The organism is Streptomyces flavidovirens DSM 40150, assembly GCF_000429085.1.
Lineage (GTDB): Bacteria > Actinomycetota > Actinomycetes > Streptomycetales > Streptomycetaceae > Streptomyces > Streptomyces flavidovirens.
The window spans coordinates 133,905-151,491 of sequence record NZ_AUBE01000011.1 but is presented as its reverse complement, the minus strand read 5'-3'; the positions used below and the strand labels follow the sequence as shown (position 1 = coordinate 151,491).

Annotated in this window: 18 protein-coding genes; 11 read left to right on the top strand and 7 right to left on the bottom strand. The window is 68.9% G+C overall.

The window, feature by feature from the left end; genetic code table 11:
- Positions 1-131: 131 nt before the first annotated feature.
- Positions 132-572, bottom strand: a complete 441-nt coding sequence (gene mce / locus G412_RS0117270; RefSeq protein ID WP_028813186.1) for a methylmalonyl-CoA epimerase — start codon at positions 570-572, stop codon at positions 132-134.
- A 136-nt stretch (positions 573-708) separates the two neighbouring features.
- On the opposite strand from mce, the gene G412_RS0117265 reads away from it, so the two are divergent.
- Both G412_RS0117265 and meaB read left to right on the top strand, forming a co-directional pair.
- Positions 709-1,911, top strand: coding sequence for an acetyl-CoA C-acetyltransferase (locus G412_RS0117265; protein ID WP_028813185.1), 1,203 nt, complete (start codon positions 709-711; stop codon positions 1,909-1,911).
- A gap of 72 nt (positions 1,912-1,983) precedes the next feature.
- Positions 1,984-2,940 carry a methylmalonyl Co-A mutase-associated GTPase MeaB gene (gene meaB / locus G412_RS0117260; RefSeq protein WP_028813184.1) on the top strand — a complete coding sequence of 319 codons (957 nt, stop codon included), beginning with the start codon at positions 1,984-1,986 and terminating at the stop codon, positions 2,938-2,940.
- A 266-nt stretch (positions 2,941-3,206) separates the two neighbouring features.
- On the opposite strand, the gene G412_RS0117255 is transcribed toward meaB, so the two are convergent.
- Complete coding sequence (locus G412_RS0117255) at positions 3,207-3,722, bottom strand: PepSY domain-containing protein (RefSeq protein WP_028813183.1); 516 nt, start codon at positions 3,720-3,722, stop codon at positions 3,207-3,209.
- A 114-nt stretch (positions 3,723-3,836) separates the two neighbouring features.
- On the opposite strand from G412_RS0117255, the gene G412_RS0117250 reads away from it, so the two are divergent.
- Together G412_RS0117250 and G412_RS0117245 are read left to right on the top strand one after the other, a co-directional pair.
- Positions 3,837-4,499, top strand: coding sequence for a response regulator transcription factor (locus G412_RS0117250; protein ID WP_028813182.1), 663 nt, complete (start codon positions 3,837-3,839; stop codon positions 4,497-4,499).
- Positions 4,496-5,884: a sensor histidine kinase gene (locus G412_RS0117245; protein WP_028813181.1), complete on the top strand. Its 1,389-nt coding sequence runs from the start codon at positions 4,496-4,498 to the stop codon at positions 5,882-5,884. Before G412_RS0117250 ends, G412_RS0117245 begins: the two co-directional genes overlap by 4 nt.
- Here G412_RS0117245 and G412_RS0117240 read toward each other — a convergent pair.
- The 4 genes from G412_RS0117240 to G412_RS0117225 all read right to left on the bottom strand — a co-directional run bounded on the left by G412_RS0117240 (position 5,881) and on the right by G412_RS0117225 (position 8,526).
- Complete coding sequence (locus G412_RS0117240) at positions 5,881-6,357, bottom strand: MarR family winged helix-turn-helix transcriptional regulator (RefSeq protein ID WP_028813180.1); 477 nt, start codon at positions 6,355-6,357, stop codon at positions 5,881-5,883. The two genes, G412_RS0117245 and G412_RS0117240, sit on opposite strands and share 4 nt — an antisense overlap.
- A gap of 107 nt (positions 6,358-6,464) precedes the next feature.
- The gene (locus G412_RS0117235) at positions 6,465-7,241 is read right to left on the bottom strand and encodes an AIM24 family protein (RefSeq protein WP_028813179.1); all 777 of its coding nucleotides are present in this window, start codon (positions 7,239-7,241) and stop codon (positions 6,465-6,467) included.
- A complete protein-coding gene (locus tag G412_RS0117230) occupies positions 7,238-7,888 on the bottom strand; it encodes an AIM24 family protein (protein WP_028813178.1) in 651 nt (216 codons plus the stop codon). Before G412_RS0117230 ends, G412_RS0117235 begins: the two co-directional genes overlap by 4 nt.
- Positions 7,888-8,526 (bottom strand): AIM24 family protein, encoded by a 639-nt coding sequence (locus G412_RS0117225; protein ID WP_028813177.1) that lies wholly within the window; start codon positions 8,524-8,526, stop codon positions 7,888-7,890. The genes G412_RS0117230 and G412_RS0117225 overlap by 1 nt, the downstream gene beginning before the upstream one ends.
- A gap of 159 nt (positions 8,527-8,685) precedes the next feature.
- On the opposite strand from G412_RS0117225, the gene G412_RS0117220 reads away from it, so the two are divergent.
- The 4 genes from G412_RS0117220 to glxA all read left to right on the top strand — a co-directional run bounded on the left by G412_RS0117220 (position 8,686) and on the right by glxA (position 13,214).
- Entirely contained in the window at positions 8,686-9,030 is a 345-nt protein-coding gene (locus G412_RS0117220) for a DUF3817 domain-containing protein (protein WP_028813176.1), read from the top strand.
- The gene (locus G412_RS0117215; RefSeq protein ID WP_028813175.1) at positions 9,027-9,320 is read left to right on the top strand and encodes an MTH1187 family thiamine-binding protein; all 294 of its coding nucleotides are present in this window, start codon (positions 9,027-9,029) and stop codon (positions 9,318-9,320) included. Before G412_RS0117220 ends, G412_RS0117215 begins: the two co-directional genes overlap by 4 nt.
- A gap of 159 nt (positions 9,321-9,479) precedes the next feature.
- Positions 9,480-11,255, top strand: coding sequence for a glycosyltransferase family 2 protein (locus G412_RS0117210; protein WP_028813174.1), 1,776 nt, complete (start codon positions 9,480-9,482; stop codon positions 11,253-11,255).
- A 3-nt stretch (positions 11,256-11,258) separates the two neighbouring features.
- Positions 11,259-13,214, top strand: coding sequence for a radical copper oxidase GlxA (glxA, locus tag G412_RS0117205; RefSeq protein ID WP_028813173.1), 1,956 nt, complete (start codon positions 11,259-11,261; stop codon positions 13,212-13,214).
- A 102-nt stretch (positions 13,215-13,316) separates the two neighbouring features.
- Here the strand turns inward: glxA and G412_RS0117200 are convergent, their stop codons facing one another.
- Entirely contained in the window at positions 13,317-14,378 is a 1,062-nt protein-coding gene (locus G412_RS0117200) for a glycoside hydrolase family 6 protein (protein ID WP_028813172.1), read from the bottom strand.
- 241 nt (positions 14,379-14,619) lie between these two features.
- Between G412_RS0117200 and G412_RS0117195 the strand changes: the two genes are divergently transcribed.
- The 3 genes from G412_RS0117195 to icmA all read left to right on the top strand — a co-directional run bounded on the left by G412_RS0117195 (position 14,620) and on the right by icmA (position 17,323).
- Positions 14,620-15,129 carry a MarR family winged helix-turn-helix transcriptional regulator gene (locus G412_RS0117195; protein ID WP_028813171.1) on the top strand — a complete coding sequence of 170 codons (510 nt, stop codon included), beginning with the start codon at positions 14,620-14,622 and terminating at the stop codon, positions 15,127-15,129.
- 69 nt (positions 15,130-15,198) lie between these two features.
- On the top strand, positions 15,199-15,525 hold the full coding sequence (locus tag G412_RS0117190) for a DUF3817 domain-containing protein (protein WP_037649066.1): 327 nt from the start codon (positions 15,199-15,201) through the stop codon (positions 15,523-15,525).
- A 97-nt stretch (positions 15,526-15,622) separates the two neighbouring features.
- Positions 15,623-17,323 carry a coenzyme B12-dependent isobutyryl-CoA mutase large subunit gene (gene icmA, locus G412_RS0117185; RefSeq protein ID WP_028813169.1) on the top strand — a complete coding sequence of 567 codons (1,701 nt, stop codon included), beginning with the start codon at positions 15,623-15,625 and terminating at the stop codon, positions 17,321-17,323.
- Positions 17,324-17,587: the final 264 nt, after the last annotated feature.

Genomic DNA, 17,587 nt, shown 5'->3' with positions numbered 1-17,587 from the left:
GCCCGACATCGGACGGCCCCCGGGGGGAATGGTCTCAGATCAACAGTGAGGCATGAGTCACAGGCCCCGGTCCGGCCCCGGACCGGAACCGCCCACTCTACCGGCGTGGGATCAGCGGGACAGTGCTCCGGTCAGTGCTCCGTGGTGGAGGCGGGGGCCGAAGTGACCAGTTCTGTCAGTACTCCGTGGCAGTCCTTGGGGTGCAGGAAGGTGATGCGGGAGCCCATGGAACCGATGCGCGGCTCGTCGTAGAGGACCCGTACGCCCTTGCCGCGGATCGCCTCCGCGTCGGCGTCCACGTCCGGGGTGCCGAAGGCGATGTGGTGGACCCCCTCACCGTTCTTGGCCAGCCACTTTCCCACTGCGGAGTCCTCGCGGGTGGGCTCCAGTAGCTGGAGGTAGGTGGCGCCGCCGTCGGACGTCTCGTTGATCTTGAGCATGGCCTCACGTACGCCCTGCTCCTCATTGACCTCCGAGTGGTACACCTGGAAGCCATAGGTCGAACGGTAGAACTCGATGGTCTTGTCGAGGTCGAAACAGGCGATTCCGATGTGGTCGATTCGCGTCAGCATGGGTCCAGTGCAGCGCGATTGGTGGTGGTTACGCAACGTGCGCGCGATCACACTCGCTGCCCGGTGACCGGGCCCGTACCGCTCAGTACATTGAGGTAAACCGTCGTTCACTCCTCATCCCAAGGGGCTGTGCCTCATGTCTGGAACGAATCGCACAACGTCCGTCATCGTCGCTGGTGCCCGTACGCCCATGGGCCGGCTGCTCGGCTCGCTGAAGTCCTTCTCCGGTGCGGACCTCGGCGGGTTCGCCATCAAGGCGGCCCTGGAGCGGGCGGGGATCGGCGGAGACCAGGTCCAGTACGTGATCATGGGGCAGGTGCTTCAGGCCGGGGCGGGCCAGATCCCCGCCCGCCAGGCGGCCGTGAAGGCCGGGATTCCGATGCATGTGCCCGCGCTGACCGTCAACAAGGTCTGCCTGTCGGGGCTCGACGCGATCGCGCTGGCGGACCAGCTCATCCGCGCCGGTGAGTTCGACGTGGTGGTGGCCGGCGGGCAGGAGTCCATGACCAACGCGCCGCACGTCATGCCGAAGTCCCGTGACGGCTTCAAGTACGGCGCGATCGAGATGCTCGACTCGATGGCCCACGACGGGCTGACCGACTCCTTCGAGGGCATCGCGATGGGAGAGTCGACCGAGAAGCACAACACCCGGCTCGGGATCGCCCGCGGCCCGCAGGACGAATTCGCCGCGCAGTCGCACCAGCGGGCCGCCGCCGCACAGAAGAACGGGCTCTTCGAGGCGGAGATCACGCCCGTCGAGATCCCGCAGCGCAAGGGTGAGCCGGTGCTCTTCTCGAAGGACGAGGGGATCCGGCCCGAGACGACCGCGGAGTCGCTGGGCAGGCTGCGGCCGGCGTTCACGAAGGACGGCACCATCACGGCCGGTACCGCCTCGCAGATCTCGGACGGTGCGGCGGCCGTGGTGGTCATGAGCAAGGCCAGGGCGGAGGCCCTCGGGCTGGAGTGGATCGCCGAGATCGGCGCCCACGGAAACGTGGCCGGACCGGACAACTCGCTTCAGTCCCAGCCCTCGAACGCGATCGAGCACGCGCTGGGGAAGGAAGGGATCGGGGTTGAGGATCTTGACCTCATCGAGATCAACGAGGCTTTCGCGGCCGTTGCCGTGCAGTCAATGAAGGACCTCGGAGTGTCCCCGGAAAAGGTGAACGTCAACGGTGGTGCGATTGCCCTGGGGCACCCCATCGGGATGTCCGGCGCGCGGGTTGTGCTGCACCTGGCGCTTGAGCTGAAGCGGCGTGGTGGGGGTGTCGGGGCTGCGGCGCTGTGCGGTGGTGGCGGTCAGGGTGACGCGCTGATCATCAAGGTCGCGGGCCAGTAATCACGGCTCGTAATCCACGTAATCACGGACGCGTAACCCTTCCGTAGTGCTTGATCGAGGAGCGGAGTTGTGATGCAGGACGTCCCCGGGCTGGTGGCTCAGGCGCGAGAGGGCCGGCCGCGTGCCGTTGCCCGGCTGATCTCGCTGGTCGAGGGGGCGTCCCCGCAACTGCGTGAGGTGATGGCGGCACTGGCTCCGCTCGCCGGCAACGCGTACGTCGTGGGGCTTACCGGGTCACCGGGAGTGGGCAAGTCGACCTCCACGTCGGCGCTGGTGTCGGCGTACCGGCGGGCCGGGAAGCGGGTCGGGGTGCTGGCGGTGGACCCGTCCTCGCCGTTCAGCGGCGGCGCGCTGCTGGGGGACCGGGTGCGGATGTCCGAGCACGCGTCGGATCCGGGCGTCTACATCCGGTCGATGGCCACGCGCGGGCATCTGGGCGGGCTGGCGTGGGCGGCGCCGCAGGCCATTCGGGTGCTGGATGCGGCTGGGTGCGATGTGGTGCTGGTGGAGACGGTGGGTGTCGGGCAGTCGGAGGTGGAGATCGCCTCGCAGGCCGACACTTCCGTGGTGCTGCTGGCGCCGGGGATGGGGGACGGGATCCAGGCCGCGAAGGCGGGGATCCTGGAGATCGGTGACGTGTACGTCGTCAACAAGGCCGACCGGGACGGGGCCGATGCGACCGCCCGCGAGCTCAACCACATGCTGGGGCTCGGGGAGTCCCGAGGGCCCGGGGACTGGCGGCCGCCGATCGTGAAGACGGTGGCGGCGCGGGGCGAGGGCATCGACGAGGTCGTCGAGGCGCTGGAGAAGCACCGGGCCTGGATGGAGGAGCGCGGGGTGCTCGGGGAGCGCCGGGCGAAGCGGGCGGCGCACGAGGTGGAAACGATCGCGGTCACCGCGCTGCGGGAGCGGATCGGCGACCTGCGGGGCGACCGGCGGCTGGGGGCACTCGCCGAGCGGATCGTGGCGGGGGAGCTTGATCCTTACGCGGCGGCGGACGAGCTGGTGGCGGGGCTTACCGAGGGGTAGTCGGGGGTGCGGGGCCGGTGGTGCGGGTGTGGTGGTGCGGGCGCGGTGGTGCCGGGGGCGGGCCGCTCCGGGGGCGGTGTTCGGGACTGCATGATTTAGGCGCGATACGGAGCTGAATCGCGAAGCCCGCGTCCTGCCCACAAATCACGCTTTACGTCCCGAACACCGCCCCCTGCGCGTCCCGCCCCCTCACGCCGGTGGGATGACGGTGCGGGTGGCGCCCGGGCCCAGGTGGTTCAGCCCGGTGGGTGGCCGGCGGGTCGGCGCTAGTCGGAGTCGTTGTCGTCGTCCGCGTCGGCCTGGTCCGCCGTCACCTTTGCCGTGGTGGCGTTGACGGTCAGCTCGTGCTCCTTGCCGTCCTTGGCCCGGATTTCCGCTTCCCACGTACCGTCGTCGTCCAGGTCGATGGACGTCAGCGTGCCGGGCCGCGCCTTCAGGGCCGCCTTCGCGGCCTCGCTCATGGTGACCTTCGTGTCCTTGGGGGCGCGGTCGTCTTCGTCGGCCTCCGTGTGGGTGCCCTGGACCTTCGCGGTCTTGGCGTCCACGTCCACGTCGTGCCACTTGGCGTCCTTGCCGAAGACGTCGATCTCCCACATGGGCCGGTCGTCGTCGAGTTCCGCTCCGGTGACCTTGCCCGGTGTGGACTTGACGGCCGCTGCCGTCGCCTCGTCCAGGGTCACCGTGCTCGTGGCCGGTGCGTCCGATGTCGCGAACGCTGTCGCGGTGCCTCCGCCGATGAGCAGGGCCGTGACGGCGGTGGCGATGACGAGCTTGCGCTTCATGAGGTTTCCTCCCGAGCGGTTGGTTGCTACGGGGATTAATGTGGCTGAGGGATGCTGAAGGCGACCTGAAGTGTGCTGAAGGCTTCTTCAGGTTCGGTTTGCGAACCTTGGCGCATGCGCTTGTTGATCGTGGAGGACGAGAGGCGGCTCGCGGTGGCCCTGGCCAAGGGGCTCACTGCCGAGGGGTTCGCCGTGGACGTGGTGCACGACGGGCTGGAAGGGCTGCACCGGGCCGGGGAGGGCTCGTACGATCTCGTCCTTCTCGACATCATGCTGCCCGGCATGAACGGCTATCGGGTGTGTGCGGCGTTGCGGGCCGCGGGAAATGATGTGCCGATTCTGATGCTGACCGCCAAGGACGGGGAGTACGACGAGGCGGAGGGGCTCGATACGGGCGCTGATGACTACCTGACGAAGCCGTTCTCGTACGTGGTGCTGGTCGCGCGCGTCAAGGCCCTGTTGCGGCGGCGGGCGAGTGCCGGAGCTTCGCCGGTGGTCGTGGTGGGAGATCTGCGGATGGACACCGCCAGCCGGCGGGTGTATGCGGGTGAGGACGAAGTCGTACTCACGGCCAAGGAGTTCGCCGTGCTGGAGCAGTTCGCGGTGCGGGCCGGCGAGGTGGTCAGCAAGGCGCAGATTCTGGAGCATGTGTGGGACTTCGCGTACGACGGTGATCCGAACATCGTCGAGGTGTACGTGAGCGCCCTGCGGCGGAAGCTCGGCGCCCGGCGGATCCAGACGGTGCGCGGCGCCGGGTACCGGCTGGTGGCGGGATGAGGCGGCTTTTCGGGTCCGTACGGGCCAGAGCGGCACTCGGGGCCACGGCGGTCGTCGCGGTGGCGCTGGTGGCCGCCGGGCTGGCCGTGCTGCTGGTGCTGCGGGCCAATCTGATCGACCAGGCCGACCTCCAGGCCGAGGTGGCCGCGCAGAACGTGGCCTCGCAGATGGCCGTGGACCGTTCGTACGCCGATGTGGACTGGCCCGAGGGCCGTCCCGTGCAGGTGGTGAACGAGGACGGGCGGGTGGTCGCCGTGAGTGAGGATCTGGAGGCCATCGAGGGGGCGGGGAGTTCCGAGGTCAGGGTGAGAGGCGGGGGGGCGGGCGAGGACGACGACTCGGGGGACGGAGAGGTTTCCGCTGATGAGCCCCGGATGTCGTCCGGGAGCGCCACGGTGGACGGTGAGCGGGCCGATTACCGGTTCGCCGCCGTCGAAGTGCGGACGGCTCGCGGGGAGGACGTCACGGTGTACGCGGGGGCGCCGCTGGCCGCCGAGCGGAGCGCCGTCGGGACGGTGCGTGAGTCCATGCTCATCGGGCTGCCCGCGCTGCTCGCGGTGGTGGGCGGGGTGACGTGGCTGGTGACGCGGCGGGCCCTGCGGCCCGTGGAGGGGATCAGGCGCGAGATGGCCGCGATCACCGCTTCCGAGGATCTGTCGCGGCGGGTGCCGGAGCCCGACGCGCGCGACGAGGTGGCGCGGCTGGCCGTGACCACCAATGAGACGCTCGCGGCACTTGAGGCGTCGGTGGAGCGGCAGCGGCGGTTCGTCGCCGATGCCTCGCACGAGTTGCGGAGCCCGATCGCCTCGCTGCGGACGCAGTTGGAAGTGGGCGCCGCGCATCCGGAGTTGCTGGATGTGGAGGGCGCGGTGCGGGACACCGTACGGCTTCAGGGGCTGGCCGCCGATCTGCTGCTGCTCGCCCGGCTGGACGCCGGGGAGCGGCCCGGGCAGGGGCGCGTCGACCTGGGTGCGCTGGTGCGGGAGGAGGTCTCGCAGCGGAACGACCCGCTGCCGGTGACGGTGGTGGGCTCCGGTTCGTTCGAAGTGTCCGGGTCGCGTGGGCAGTTGGCGCGGGTCCTCGGCAACTTGCTGGACAACGCCCAGCGGCATGCGCGGAGTTCGGTCGCAGTCTCCGTGCGCCGTGAGCGTGGCGCGGTGGTGCTCGGGGTCGCCGACGACGGTGCGGGGGTGCCTGTGGAGGAGCGTGAGCGGATCTTCGAGCGGTTCGTACGGCTGGACGACGCGCGCACCCGCGACGACGGTGGCGCGGGGCTGGGGCTGGCGATCGCGCGTGATGTCGCCATGCGGCACGGCGGCTCACTGTCCGTGAGTGAAGGAGAGGGCGGCGGTGCTCTCTTCACACTGCGGCTGCCGGCCGGCTAGATCTTTCCGCGTCGGCCCCGCAACTGCTCGACCACCGGGGTGAGGGCGGCCTTCATGTCGGCGAGTGCCTCGGGGGAGAGCATGCCGATGAAGTGCCGGCGTACGGACTCCACGTGGTGTGGAGCGACCTGTTTCATCGTTTCGCTGCCGTGGTCGGTCAGTACGGCGTACAGGCCGCGGCGATCGGACTCGCAGTTCTCCCTGCGGACCAGGCCCGCGCTCTCCATGCGGGTGATCTGGTGGGAGAGGCGGCTCTTGGACTGGAGGGTCGCTGCCGCGAGGTCGCTCATCCGCAGCCGGCGCTCTTGCGACTCGGAGAGATTGACGAGGATCTCGTAGTCGTTGATGGTGAGCCCGAAGGGCTGAAGGTCCTTTTCGAGCTGATAGGTCAGCAGCCTGTTGGCGTCCAGGTAGGTCCGCCAGGCGCACTGTTCGGCATCGGTCAGCCAGGGGGTGGCCGTCTCGGTCTCCATGTATGGATTCTACCTAAGAAGTTGAATACTGGACGAAGTTGCGGAATGTGACGCCCGGCACGCAGCAGGGGCGCAGACGTTCGACGTCACACTCCGCAGACTACCGCTCACAGCCCGAAGCGACGCTGGAGGTCCCCCAGCTGACCGGGAAGACGCGGTGCGCCGCCCGGATGCCCCTGCCCCGCGCCCTGGCCGCCGGGCACCCCCGCCTGGGACGGAACCGCGCCCGTGGCCTGCTCCGCCATAAGGAGTTCGGTGGACTGGAGCAGTACGGTGCCGGCCCCGGCGAACTCGAACTGGTGCTCCTCGCCCGACGTACCGCCGATGCCGGTCAGTGACCTGATCCCGCCCATGACGCCCGTCATGTATCCGTGGTCGTAGTGGTGGCACGGGGACGGGCAGTCCGCCCAGCCCACGAGTGCCTGCGGGTCCACGCGGATCGGGGGCTCCATGAACACCACGGGGCCGTTGGAGGCCGCCACGAACTTGCCGGTGCCGATGAGGGTGAGGAAGCCCGGCACGATCGACTGCTTGAGCGCGAGGCTCGGCTCGTACGCCAGGAGGTTGCCGGAGCGGATGGTCAGGTTGCCGTTGTCGAGGTCGAAGCTGTTGACGTCGAACGCGCGGTCCGCGAGCAGCATCTTGCCCTGGCCCTCCGCCACCACCCAGTCGCTCGCGTGCAGCGGCGAGTGGAAGCTGGTGCGCAGGAGGCGGTCGAAACGGCCGTGGCCGATGCCGTTGAAGTCGATGCGCCCGTAATAGGCGATCATCTTGCCCTTCTGCAGGAACCACTGGCTCCCCTTGAGCTCCACGCAGAAGGTGTACGGATTGACGTTGTCGTCGGAGGGCAGCGTGTGCGGGTCGAAGATCACGGGGGTGGTCACAGCTTTTCCTCCGAGGCCTGTACGTACACCGCGCCCTGGCCGGACAGCTCCAGTTGGAACGCCTCGCCCGAGCCGCGGCCCACCATGTCGCGCCAGCCCAGTGCGGTGGAGAGCTTGTTGCGTACGTCGCCGTGGTGCGCGACGTACGCCTGTGGGTCGACGTGGATCGGTCGCTGGGGGGTGATCGGGATCTCGATCACGCCGCCGTGCGCCATCACGGCGACCGCGCCGTGGCCCTTGAGGGTGGTGGTGAACAGGCCCTGGCCGGTCACCTGGCCGCGCACCATGCCCATGACGCCGCCCTGCGAACCCATGAACATCGTGCCCTGGGTGAGGGTGCCGTCGAAGGCCAGGAGGCGGTCCGCCTCGACGCAGAGGGTGTCGCCGGTCAGGTTGATCACCTGGATGTGGTGGCCGCCGTGCCCGAACATCACCGTGCCCGAGCCCTCGACCGTCATCAGGGGCGTCGTCTCGTTGGCGACCCGGCGGCCGATCATGGACATCACGCCGCCCTGGCCGCCCTGGATGTTGGGGGTGAAGGAGACGTCGCCCTTGTAGGCGAGCATCGCGCCGCGCTGGCTGAACATCTTCTGGCCCGGGGCGATCTGTGCCTCGACCATGCGGGAGTTGATTTCGCGGAACGGCATCAGACGTCGCCCCCGACGGTGTTGCGCTCGCTCGGCTGCACGTAGACGAGTCCCTCGCCCTCGAAGCGGATCTGGAACGCCTCGCCCGAGCCCTCGCCGATCAGCGTGCGGAAGTTGACACCCGACTGGAAGTGCTGCTGGAGGTTGCCCTGGTGCGCGATGTACGCACCGGGGTCGACCTGGAGCGGGTACTGGGCGGAGACGCGCAGGACGACGGCCGGGCCGTCCGACATGATCGCCGCCTGGCCGGTGCCCTCCACGGTCGTGGTGAACAGGCCGTTGCCGGTCGCGCCGCCGCGCAGCCCGGTGAAGGAGGTGCCGGTGCGCAGGCCCGCGTCCGTACACAGGAGGTTGCTGGATTCGACGTACAGCTTGTCGCCGTGGAGTGAGACGAGGTTGATCTCGCTCGCGCGGTCGGCGAAATAGCAGGTGCCGTGGCCCCTCACCTCCATCACGGTCAGCTGCTCGCCGGTCAGGCGGCGGGTCACCATGCCGCGCACGCCCTCACCGCCGCCGGACATCTTCTTGAAGGCCATCTGGCCGTCGTACGCGACCATCGAGCCGTTTTTCGCTTTGACGGCGTCGCCGGTCATGTCGACGGCGAGCACCTTGCTGCCTTGGAGTCGGAACTGAGCCACATGAGTGACGGTATCCCGTGAACCGGACCCTGATAAAGGGCGGCTCCGGCGGGCTGCCACAATGGGGCGCGAGCTTGTGCGTCAGGGGATCCGGGGGAGTCCACCAGAAGGCACAGCACAAGATCGACAGTTCCCTGCGACGACGAAGGTTGCCCCTCCGTGGACATCAAGACCGCTTCCGCACTCCGCCGCCTCCGCCTGGTGTCCGTACCCGAGGCGGTCTCCTTCCTGCTGCTGCTCGTCTGCTCGGTGCTCAAGCGCACCACGGAATTCAACGCGGTTCCGGTCATGGGCGCGATCCACGGTCTGCTCTTCGTCCTGTACGTCCTCTTCTGGGCCGATGCCTGGAACCGGACCAAGTGGCCGCTGAAGACCGCCGCCTTCTACTTCGCCATGTCCATCCTGCCGGCCGGCGGCTTCTTCGCCGACAAGCGCCTCAAGCGCGAGGCCGAGGACGCCGTCATCGCCACCCGCGCCCGCAAGGAAGGCGTGGTCGGCGCATGATCGTCGCCTTCTCCGTCAGCCCGCTGGGTGTCGGCGAGGACGTGGGCGAGTACGTCGCCGACGCGGTGCGCGTGGTGCGCGAGTCCGGACTGCCCAACCGCACCGACGCCATGTTCACCTCGATCGAGGGTGAGTGGGACGAGGTGATGGACGTCGTCAAGCGCGCCGTCGCCGCCGTCGAGGCCCGCGCGCCGCGCGTGTCGCTGGTCCTGAAGGCCGACATCCGGCCCGGTGTCACCGACGGTCTGACCTCGAAGGTCGAGACGGTGGAGCGCCATCTGAGTGCCTGAACCTGTTGACGCGAAGCCCCCGACCGCCGTCGCGGTCGGGGGCTTCGTCGTTCAAACTGCCGTGCGCCAAAAACCGCCCGCTCGGACGACCCGGTTCGACACGCCGCCAAATGTCCTTTTATGTGGGGGTATCGAACGCCCTCGACTGCGGGAGGCACAGTGCGGCCGAACGGCTACGACTACGACACCCACAGCCGGCTCGCCGGGCCGCTGACGGAGCCCGGCACCACCGCGTACCGGGTTCAGTACCGAAGCCTGATGGCGCAGGAACCACACCGAATACGCGCCGTACTGCTGATGACGCTGGCTCCCCTGCTCTCGGCGCTCCTGCTGGTCTACCTGGTCTGGCCGACCCACTGGACCGAACGGGAGGGCGGCGACCGCTGGCTGGTCCATCTGGACCGGGTGATGCTGGCCTCGATCGGCATGATCATGTTCTTCATGCTGGTCAACGTGGTGTCGATCGCACACGCCACGATGGTCGCCAGGGACCCGGTACCCGTGACGCCCGAGCCGGGCACCCGGGTCGCGTTCCTCACGACGTACGTACCGGGCAAGGAAGCCCTGTCCATGGTGCGCGCCACCCTCGAAGGCGCGGTCGCACTGCGGCACGAGGGGCCGCTCGACATCTGGCTCCTCGACGAGGGCAACGACGAGCAGGCGCGGGCGCTCTGCGCGGAGCTGGGCGTACGGCACTTCACCCGCAGCGGCGTACCGGAGTGGAACACCAGGAAGGGCCCGCACCGGGCGCGGACCAAGCACGGCAACTACAACGCCTGGCTGGCCATGCACGGCGACGCCTACGACTTCTTCGCCTCCGTCGACACCGACCACGTGCCGCTCCCCAACTTCCTGGAGCGGATGCTCGGTTACTTCCGCGACCCGGACATCGCCTTCGTCGTCGGACCGCAGGTGTACGGCAACTACGACAAGTGCGTCACCAAGGCCGCGGAGTCGCAGCAATTTCTGTTCCACGCGCTGATCCAGCGCGCCGGCAACCGCTACGGCGCCCCCATGTTCGTCGGCACCAACAACGTCGTACGCGTCCGGGCCCTCAAGCAGATCGGCGGCCTGTACGACTCGATCACCGAGGACATGGCCACCGGCTTCGAGCTGCACCGCAGGCGCAACCGGGAGACCGGGCGGTTCTGGCGGTCCGTCTACACGCCGGACGTGCTCGCCGTCGGCGAGGGACCGGCCTCCTGGACCGACTTCTTCACGCAGCAGCTTCGGTGGTCGCGCGGGACGTACGAGACGCTGTTCAAGCAGTTCTGGAAGGCGCCCTTCCGGGTGCCGCCGGGCCGGCTGCTCACGTACACCCTGATGCTCGTCTACTACCCGATGACGGCCGTCAACTGGCTGCTCGGCATCCTCAGCTGCGTGCTGTTCCTGTGGTTCGGGGCATCCGGCACCCAGGTGTCGTCGTCGGTGTGGCTGATGCTCTACAGCGACGCGGCGGCCCTCCAGATCGGGCTGTACCTGTGGAACCGGCGGCACAACGTCTCGCCGCACGAGCCCGCGGGCTCCGGCGGCCTGGCCGGCATGGCGATGTCCGCGCTCTGCGCGCCGATCTACGCCAAGTCCCTCGGCTCGGCGGTGCTGCGCACCCGCGGCAGCTTCGTGGTCACACCCAAGGGCGGCGAGGCGAGCCCCGACCGGCTGCTGACGTTCCGCATCCACCTGTTCTGGGCGGCCGTACTGGTCAGCTCTCTGGTCGCGTCCTTCCACCTGGGTCACACCCACGTGGCGATGCGCACCTGGGCCGTACTCGCACTCGTCATCGCACTCTCGCCGGTCGCGGTGTGGTGCTGGACCTCCGCGCGCGAACGCGCCGCGACCAAGGTGGTCAGGCCCGCCAAGGGCGTCGCCACGAGCAGCGCGGTGCCGGGCGAGGAGCCGGAGCCCGCATTCGCCACGACGACCGGAGGGAACTGAACCATGGGCTACCGGCCTACGAAGAAGTTCAAGAAGACCCTGCTGGGCGGCGGAGCCGTCGTGGTGCTCGCTGGACTCAACGCCCCGGCGGCGCTGTCCTTCGCGGAGGAGAAGTACCACGCGTACAAGATCGCCCAGCCCGGCTACAAGGCGCGGTACGGCTCCTGGTCGACCGTCGACATACCGGAGGAATACCGTACGAACGCGATCCACGCGGCCCTGCTCAACACCGGCAAGGTGCTGATCATCGCGGGCTCGGGCAACGAGCAGAAGAAGTTCGACGAGGGCACCTTCGAGACCGTGCTGTGGAACCCGGAGGACAACTCCTTCAAGCTGGTCCCGACCCCGGAGGACTTCTTCTGCGCCGGGCACGCCCAACTGCCCGACGGACGGCTGCTGGTGGCGGGCGGCACCGCGCGCTACGAGGTGCTGGGCGACAAGGTCATGCGGGCCGGCGGCGGAATGCGCGTCAAGAACGAGAACCCGGACAAGCCCATCACCTTCAAGAAGGGCACCCGTTTCCGCTCCCCCTCCGGCGTCACGTACGTGTCGAAGTTCGACGTGACCGTGCCGAAGGCGAAGCGCGAATTCAAGATCTCGTACGCCAAGAGCGGGCGCATGCTGCCCTGGAAGACCACGGTCAAGGCAGCGGAGGCGCGGGTCTTCGTCGAGGCCGTCGAGGAGGGCCCGCGGGCCGTCACGAAGCAGTCCGCGCAGTACGAGATCGTGGGGCTCAAAGGGGAGGACGCCGACAACACGTACGGCCTCGCCGAGGCGATCACCATGGACAAGCAGGACTTCCAGGGGATCAGGGCGGCGTACGAATTCGACCCGAAGGCGGAGAAGTACATACCCGTCGACCCCATGAAGGAGGCCCGCTGGTACCCGACGCTGGTCACCCTCCAGGACGGCAGGGTGCTCGCCGTCTCCGGGCTCGACGACGTCGGCGCCATCCTGGCCGGTGACAACGAGTACTACGACCCGAAGACGAAGAAGTGGTCGAAGGCGCCCTTCCGGTACTTCCCGACGTACCCGGCGCTCTTCCTCACCAAGGGCGGCAAGCTCTTCTACTCCGGTGCGAACGCCGGCTACGGGCCGGCCGACAAGGGCCGCGAGCCAGGCATCTGGGACCTGCGGAAGAACACCTTCAAGAAGGTCGGCGGGCTGACCGATCTCGACCAGACCGAGACCGCGGCCTCACTGGTCCTGCCGCCCGCGCAGGACCAGCGGGTGATGATCCTCGGCGGCGGCGGAGTCGGCGAGTCCGACAAGGCGACCGGCCGTACGGCGATCATCGACCTGGACGAGGACAGCCCGGCCTTCAAGACCGGACCCCAACTGCCGCAGGGCACCCGCTACTTGAACAGCGTCATCATGCCGGACGACACCGTCTTCACCAGTGGCGGTTCGACGGACTACCGGGGACGCGGCGCCAGCAACATCCTCAAGGCGCAGTTCTACGACCCGAAGACGAACGCCTTCAAGGAGGCGGCCGAGCCGACGGTGGGCCGCAACTACCACTCCGAGGCGCTGCTGCTGCCCGACGGCCGGGTGGTGACCTTCGGCTCAGATTCGCTTTTCGGCGACAAGGACAACACAAAACTCGGCAAGTTCGAGCAGCGGATGGAGGTCTACACGCCGCCGTACCTCTTCCGCGACAAGGCGCTGCGTCCGGCGCTGGGGGCCGGACCGCGCGAGCTGGCCGCGTCGGGGAAGGCGACGTACAAGACCGCGCATCCGGAGCGGATCGCGCGGGCCAGGCTGATGCGGCCGAGCGCGGTCACGCACACGACGGACGTCGAGCAGCGCTCGATCGAGCTGGGCCTGACGAAGGGCAGGGGCGAGGTGACGGTGCAGGTGCCGGACGACAAGTCGCTGGTGCCGCCCGGCTGGTACATGCTCTTCGTCACGGACGGCGAGGGGACGCCGTCGGAGGCGAAGTGGATTCACGTGCCGTGAGGCTTGCGGGGGGCTTGCCGTGTGGCTTCCGGGGTGCGTGCGTGAGGCTTCCCGCGTGCTTGCCGTGAGGCCTCCTGCCTGCCGTGAGGCTTCCTGCTCGGCTCACGTCTTCGCGCGGCGGGCGAGCCCCAGCGCGTAGTCCGGCCACCAGGTGCCCGCCGCCGGGCCGCCGCGGCACTCGCCGTCGGATTCGCCCGGCCGCTTGATCCACAGGTACGCGTCGAGCAGCGGGTCGCCGGTGCGGTCGGTGGGCGGCGTACCGAGGGCGCGGCCGGTGGGGTTGCACCAGGCGTCGGTACGGCCGCCGGAGAGCGGTCCGTTGCCGTTGCGGCTGGTGTCGATGACGTAGTGGGTGCCGTTGGTGCCGCCGGTGCCGCCGAGGAGGGCGGACAGCCGGGCGCCGAAGGCTTTGACGGCGGCGTCGGTCTGGAAGTTGGAGACGTTGAGCGAGATGCCGTCGGCCCGGTCGACGCCGGCCCGCTTGAGGGGGTCCACGAGCTTGGCGGGATCATCGATCCAGGCCGGATTGCCCGCGTCCAGATACACCTTGGTCTTCGGCTGCTGCTTGAGCCGGTCGACCGCCTCGGAGAGCAGCGCGGTGCGCTCGTCGTGCTCTTCGGGTGGCGTGCAGCCGTCCACGATGTGCGGTACGGCGTCCGGCTCCAGGATCACGATGGCCGGGGCGGAGCCGATGCTGTCGGCGAACGAGCCGATCCAGCGGCGGTAGGTGTCGGCGTCGGCGGCCCCGCCGGCGGAGTGCTGGCCGCAGTCGCGGTGCGGGATGTTGTACGCGACGAGTACGACGGTCCGGCCGTCCTTGGCGGCGCCGCGTACGGCGTTCGTGATGCCGGGCGCCGGGTCGTCCCCGGCCGGCCACTCGGCCACCGGCCGCTCGGAGATACGCCGCAGAACATCGGCGTCGGCGCTGTGGCCCTCCGCGTCCCATGCCTTGACCTGGCGGGCGGCGTCGCTTTCCGGGTCGACCCAGTACGGCGACGAGTCCCGGCTCACTCCCTGGTTCTGCCGGCTCTGCGCGGCGGCGGACTCACCCGCCTGCCCGGACCCGGGCCCGGAGCCGCCGGAGTCGGAGCAGGCGGCGACGCCCAGCGCGAGGAAGGCGACGACTGCGGCGGTGAGCGAGCGGGTCGGTCTGCGGCCGGACATCCAGCCCCCTTGAACGGTTCGACTGGGCGACGATATGGACCGGACAATCGTTGCATAGTGCGCATATCGCCTATGGCTGCGACACCGCTGAGGTGGGGGTGGGGTGGAGTGGGGGGTGGGGTGGGGGGTGCGGGGTGTCCGGGTGGTCGGCGTCGGCCGGGTGGTCCGGGTGGCGGCTCGAAATCGACCGAAGCGCGAGACGGGGATGTTCACGATATGACCGGCCGGTAAGGTCGACGCCGTGCCGAAGCCGCTCAGCCTCCCGTTCGATCCCATCGCCAGAGCCGACGAACTCTGGCGGCAGCGCTGGGGACCCGTCCCCTCGATGGCCGCTATCACGTCGATCATGCGCGCGCACCAGATCCTGCTCGCCGAGGTCGACGCCGTCGTCAAGCCGTACGGACTGACTTTCGCGCGGTACGAGGCGCTGGTGCTGCTCACCTTCTCCAAGCAGGGTGAGCTGCCGATGTCCAAGATCGGCGAGCGGCTGATGGTCCACCCGACGTCCGTCACGAACACCGTAGACCGGCTGGTGAAGTCCGGCCTCGTCGACAAGCGCCCGAACCCGAACGACGGCCGCGGCACGCTCGCCTCGATCACCGAGAAGGGCCGCGAGGTGGTGGAGGCGGCGACCCGCGACCTGATGGCGATGGACTTCGGGCTCGGCGTGTACGACGCCGAGGAGTGCGCGGAGATCTTCGCGATGCTGCGGCCGCTGCGGGTGGCGGCGCACGACTTCGAGGAGAAGTAGGCGACGAAACGGGCGAGAAGCGGCAACCCGCGCGAAGATCGCCCGTCGGCCCCCGCTACGCTCGACGCCATGAAGTCGAATGTGCTGTCCCGATACCGGGTGATGGCGTACATCACCGCCGTGTGGCTGCTGGTGTTCACCGTCGCGATCATCGCGAAGTACGTGTTCCACGTCGGCGACACCATGCTGATCTCGCAGATCCACGGTGTGCTGTTCATCATCTACGTCATCTTCGCCTTCGATCTCGGCACCAAGGCGAAGTGGCCGTTCGGCAAGCTGCTGTGGGTACTGGCGGCCGGCTGCATCCCGCTGGCCTCCTTCTTTGTCGAGCCGAAGATCACCCGTGAGGCCCGCCTGCTGATCACGGACGCGCGCCCGGCGACGGCGAAGGCGTAACGACTCACCCCTTGTGATGGCGTTCTCACCGCCACAAGCGTGGCTTGTGGCGGCCAGCCATCGACATTTACTAGGACGTCCTAGTAAATTCGAAGGTATGGACGCTGACGCGATTGAGGAAGGCCGCCGCCGCTGGCAGGCCCGTTACGACAAGGCCCGCAAGCGCGACGCGGACTTCACCACGCTCTCCGGAGACCCCGTAGACCCCGTGTACGGGCCGCGGCCCGGTGACACGTACGAGGGATTCGAGCGGATCGGGTGGCCCGGCGAGTACCCCTTCACCCGTGGCCTGCACCCGACCGGCTACCGGGGCCGGACCTGGACCATCCGCCAGTTCGCCGGCTTCGGCAACGCCGAGCAGACGAACGAGCGCTACAAGATGATCCTGGCGAACGGCGGTGGCGGCCTGTCCGTGGCCTTCGACATGCCGACGCTGATGGGCCGCGACTCGGACGAGCCGAAGTCGCTCGGCGAGGTCGGACATTGTGGAGTCGCGATCGACTCGGCGGCGGACATGGAGGTCCTGTTCAAGGACATCCCGCTGGGCGACGTCACGACGTCGATGACGATCAGTGGGCCGGCCGTCCCGGTGTTCTGCATGTACCTGGTCGCGGCGGAGCGCCAGGGGGTGGACCCGGGCGTCCTCAACGGCACGCTCCAGACCGACATCTTCAAGGAGTACATCGCGCAGAAGGAGTGGCTCTTCCAGCCCGAGCCACACCTGCGCCTGATCGGCGATCTGATGGAGCACTGCGCGCGGTCGATTCCGGCGTACAAGCCGCTGTCGGTCTCCGGATACCACATCCGCGAGGCGGGAGCGACGGCCGCGCAGGAGCTGGCGTACACGTTGGCGGACGGTTTCGGTTACGTCGAGCTGGGACTGTCGCGGGGCATGGACGTGGACCACTTCGCGCCGGGCCTGTCGTTCTTCTTCGACGCGCACGTGGACTTCTTCGAGGAGATCGCGAAGTTCCGTGCGGCGAGGAGGATCTGGGCGCGGTGGATGCGGGATGTGTACGGTGCGCAGACGGACAAGGCACAGTGGCTGCGGTTCCACACGCAGACGGCTGGCGTCTCGCTGACCGCGCAGCAGCCGTACAACAATGTTGTGCGTACGGCGGTGGAGGCGTTGGCGGCGGTGCTGGGCGGCACGAACTCGCTGCACACGAACGCGCTGGACGAGACGCTGGCGCTGCCGAGCGAACAGGCGGCGGAGATCGCGCTGCGTACGCAGCAGGTGCTGATGGAGGAGACGGGCGTCGCGAATGTGGCTGACCCGCTGGGTGGTTCCTGGTACATCGAGCAGCTGACCGATCGCATCGAGGCGGACGCGGAGAAGATCTTCGACCAGATCAAGGAGCGGGGTCTTCGGGCGCACGGGGATGGCCGGCACCCCATCGGTCCGATCACGTCGGGCATCTTGCGCGGGATCGAGGACGGCTGGTTCACGGGTGAGATCGCGGAGTCGGCGTTCCAGTACCAGCGGTCGGTGGAGAAGGGCGACAAGCGGGTGGTGGGCGTGAACTGCCACCACGGTTCGGTGACGGGCGACCTGGAGATCCTTCGGGTGAGCCACGAGGTCGAGCGCGCGCAGGTCCGGACGCTGGCGGAGCGCAGGGCGGCTCGGGACGACGCGAAGGTGCGGGCATCGCTGGACGCGATGCTGGCGGCGGCGCGCGACGGCTCGAACATGATAGAGCCGATGCTGACAGCGGTACGGGCGGAAGCGACCCTGGGCGAGATCTGCGGCGTACTGCGCGAGGAGTGGGGCGTTTATACGGAGCCGCCGGGGTTTTAGGGGGTGGGGCGTACGACCCTGGGGCGGTGGTTGCGTCTGGGGTGGGGGCCGCCTGGAGTAAGTGTGGCGGCGGAGGCCCGGCGGTAAAGGGCGCTCCTGCGTCGCGTCGCCTGCGGCGATTGCGCTTCGCTTCACCCTTGACCGCCGGACCTCCGCCGCAATGCTTCTGGGGGGCGGCCCCCGGGGGGAGCCCACGGGACGGCTTGGGGAGTGGCGGCTCGCCGCTGCCGGGCGGCGGGTCCGGTGGGTGGGGCGCGTGAGGTC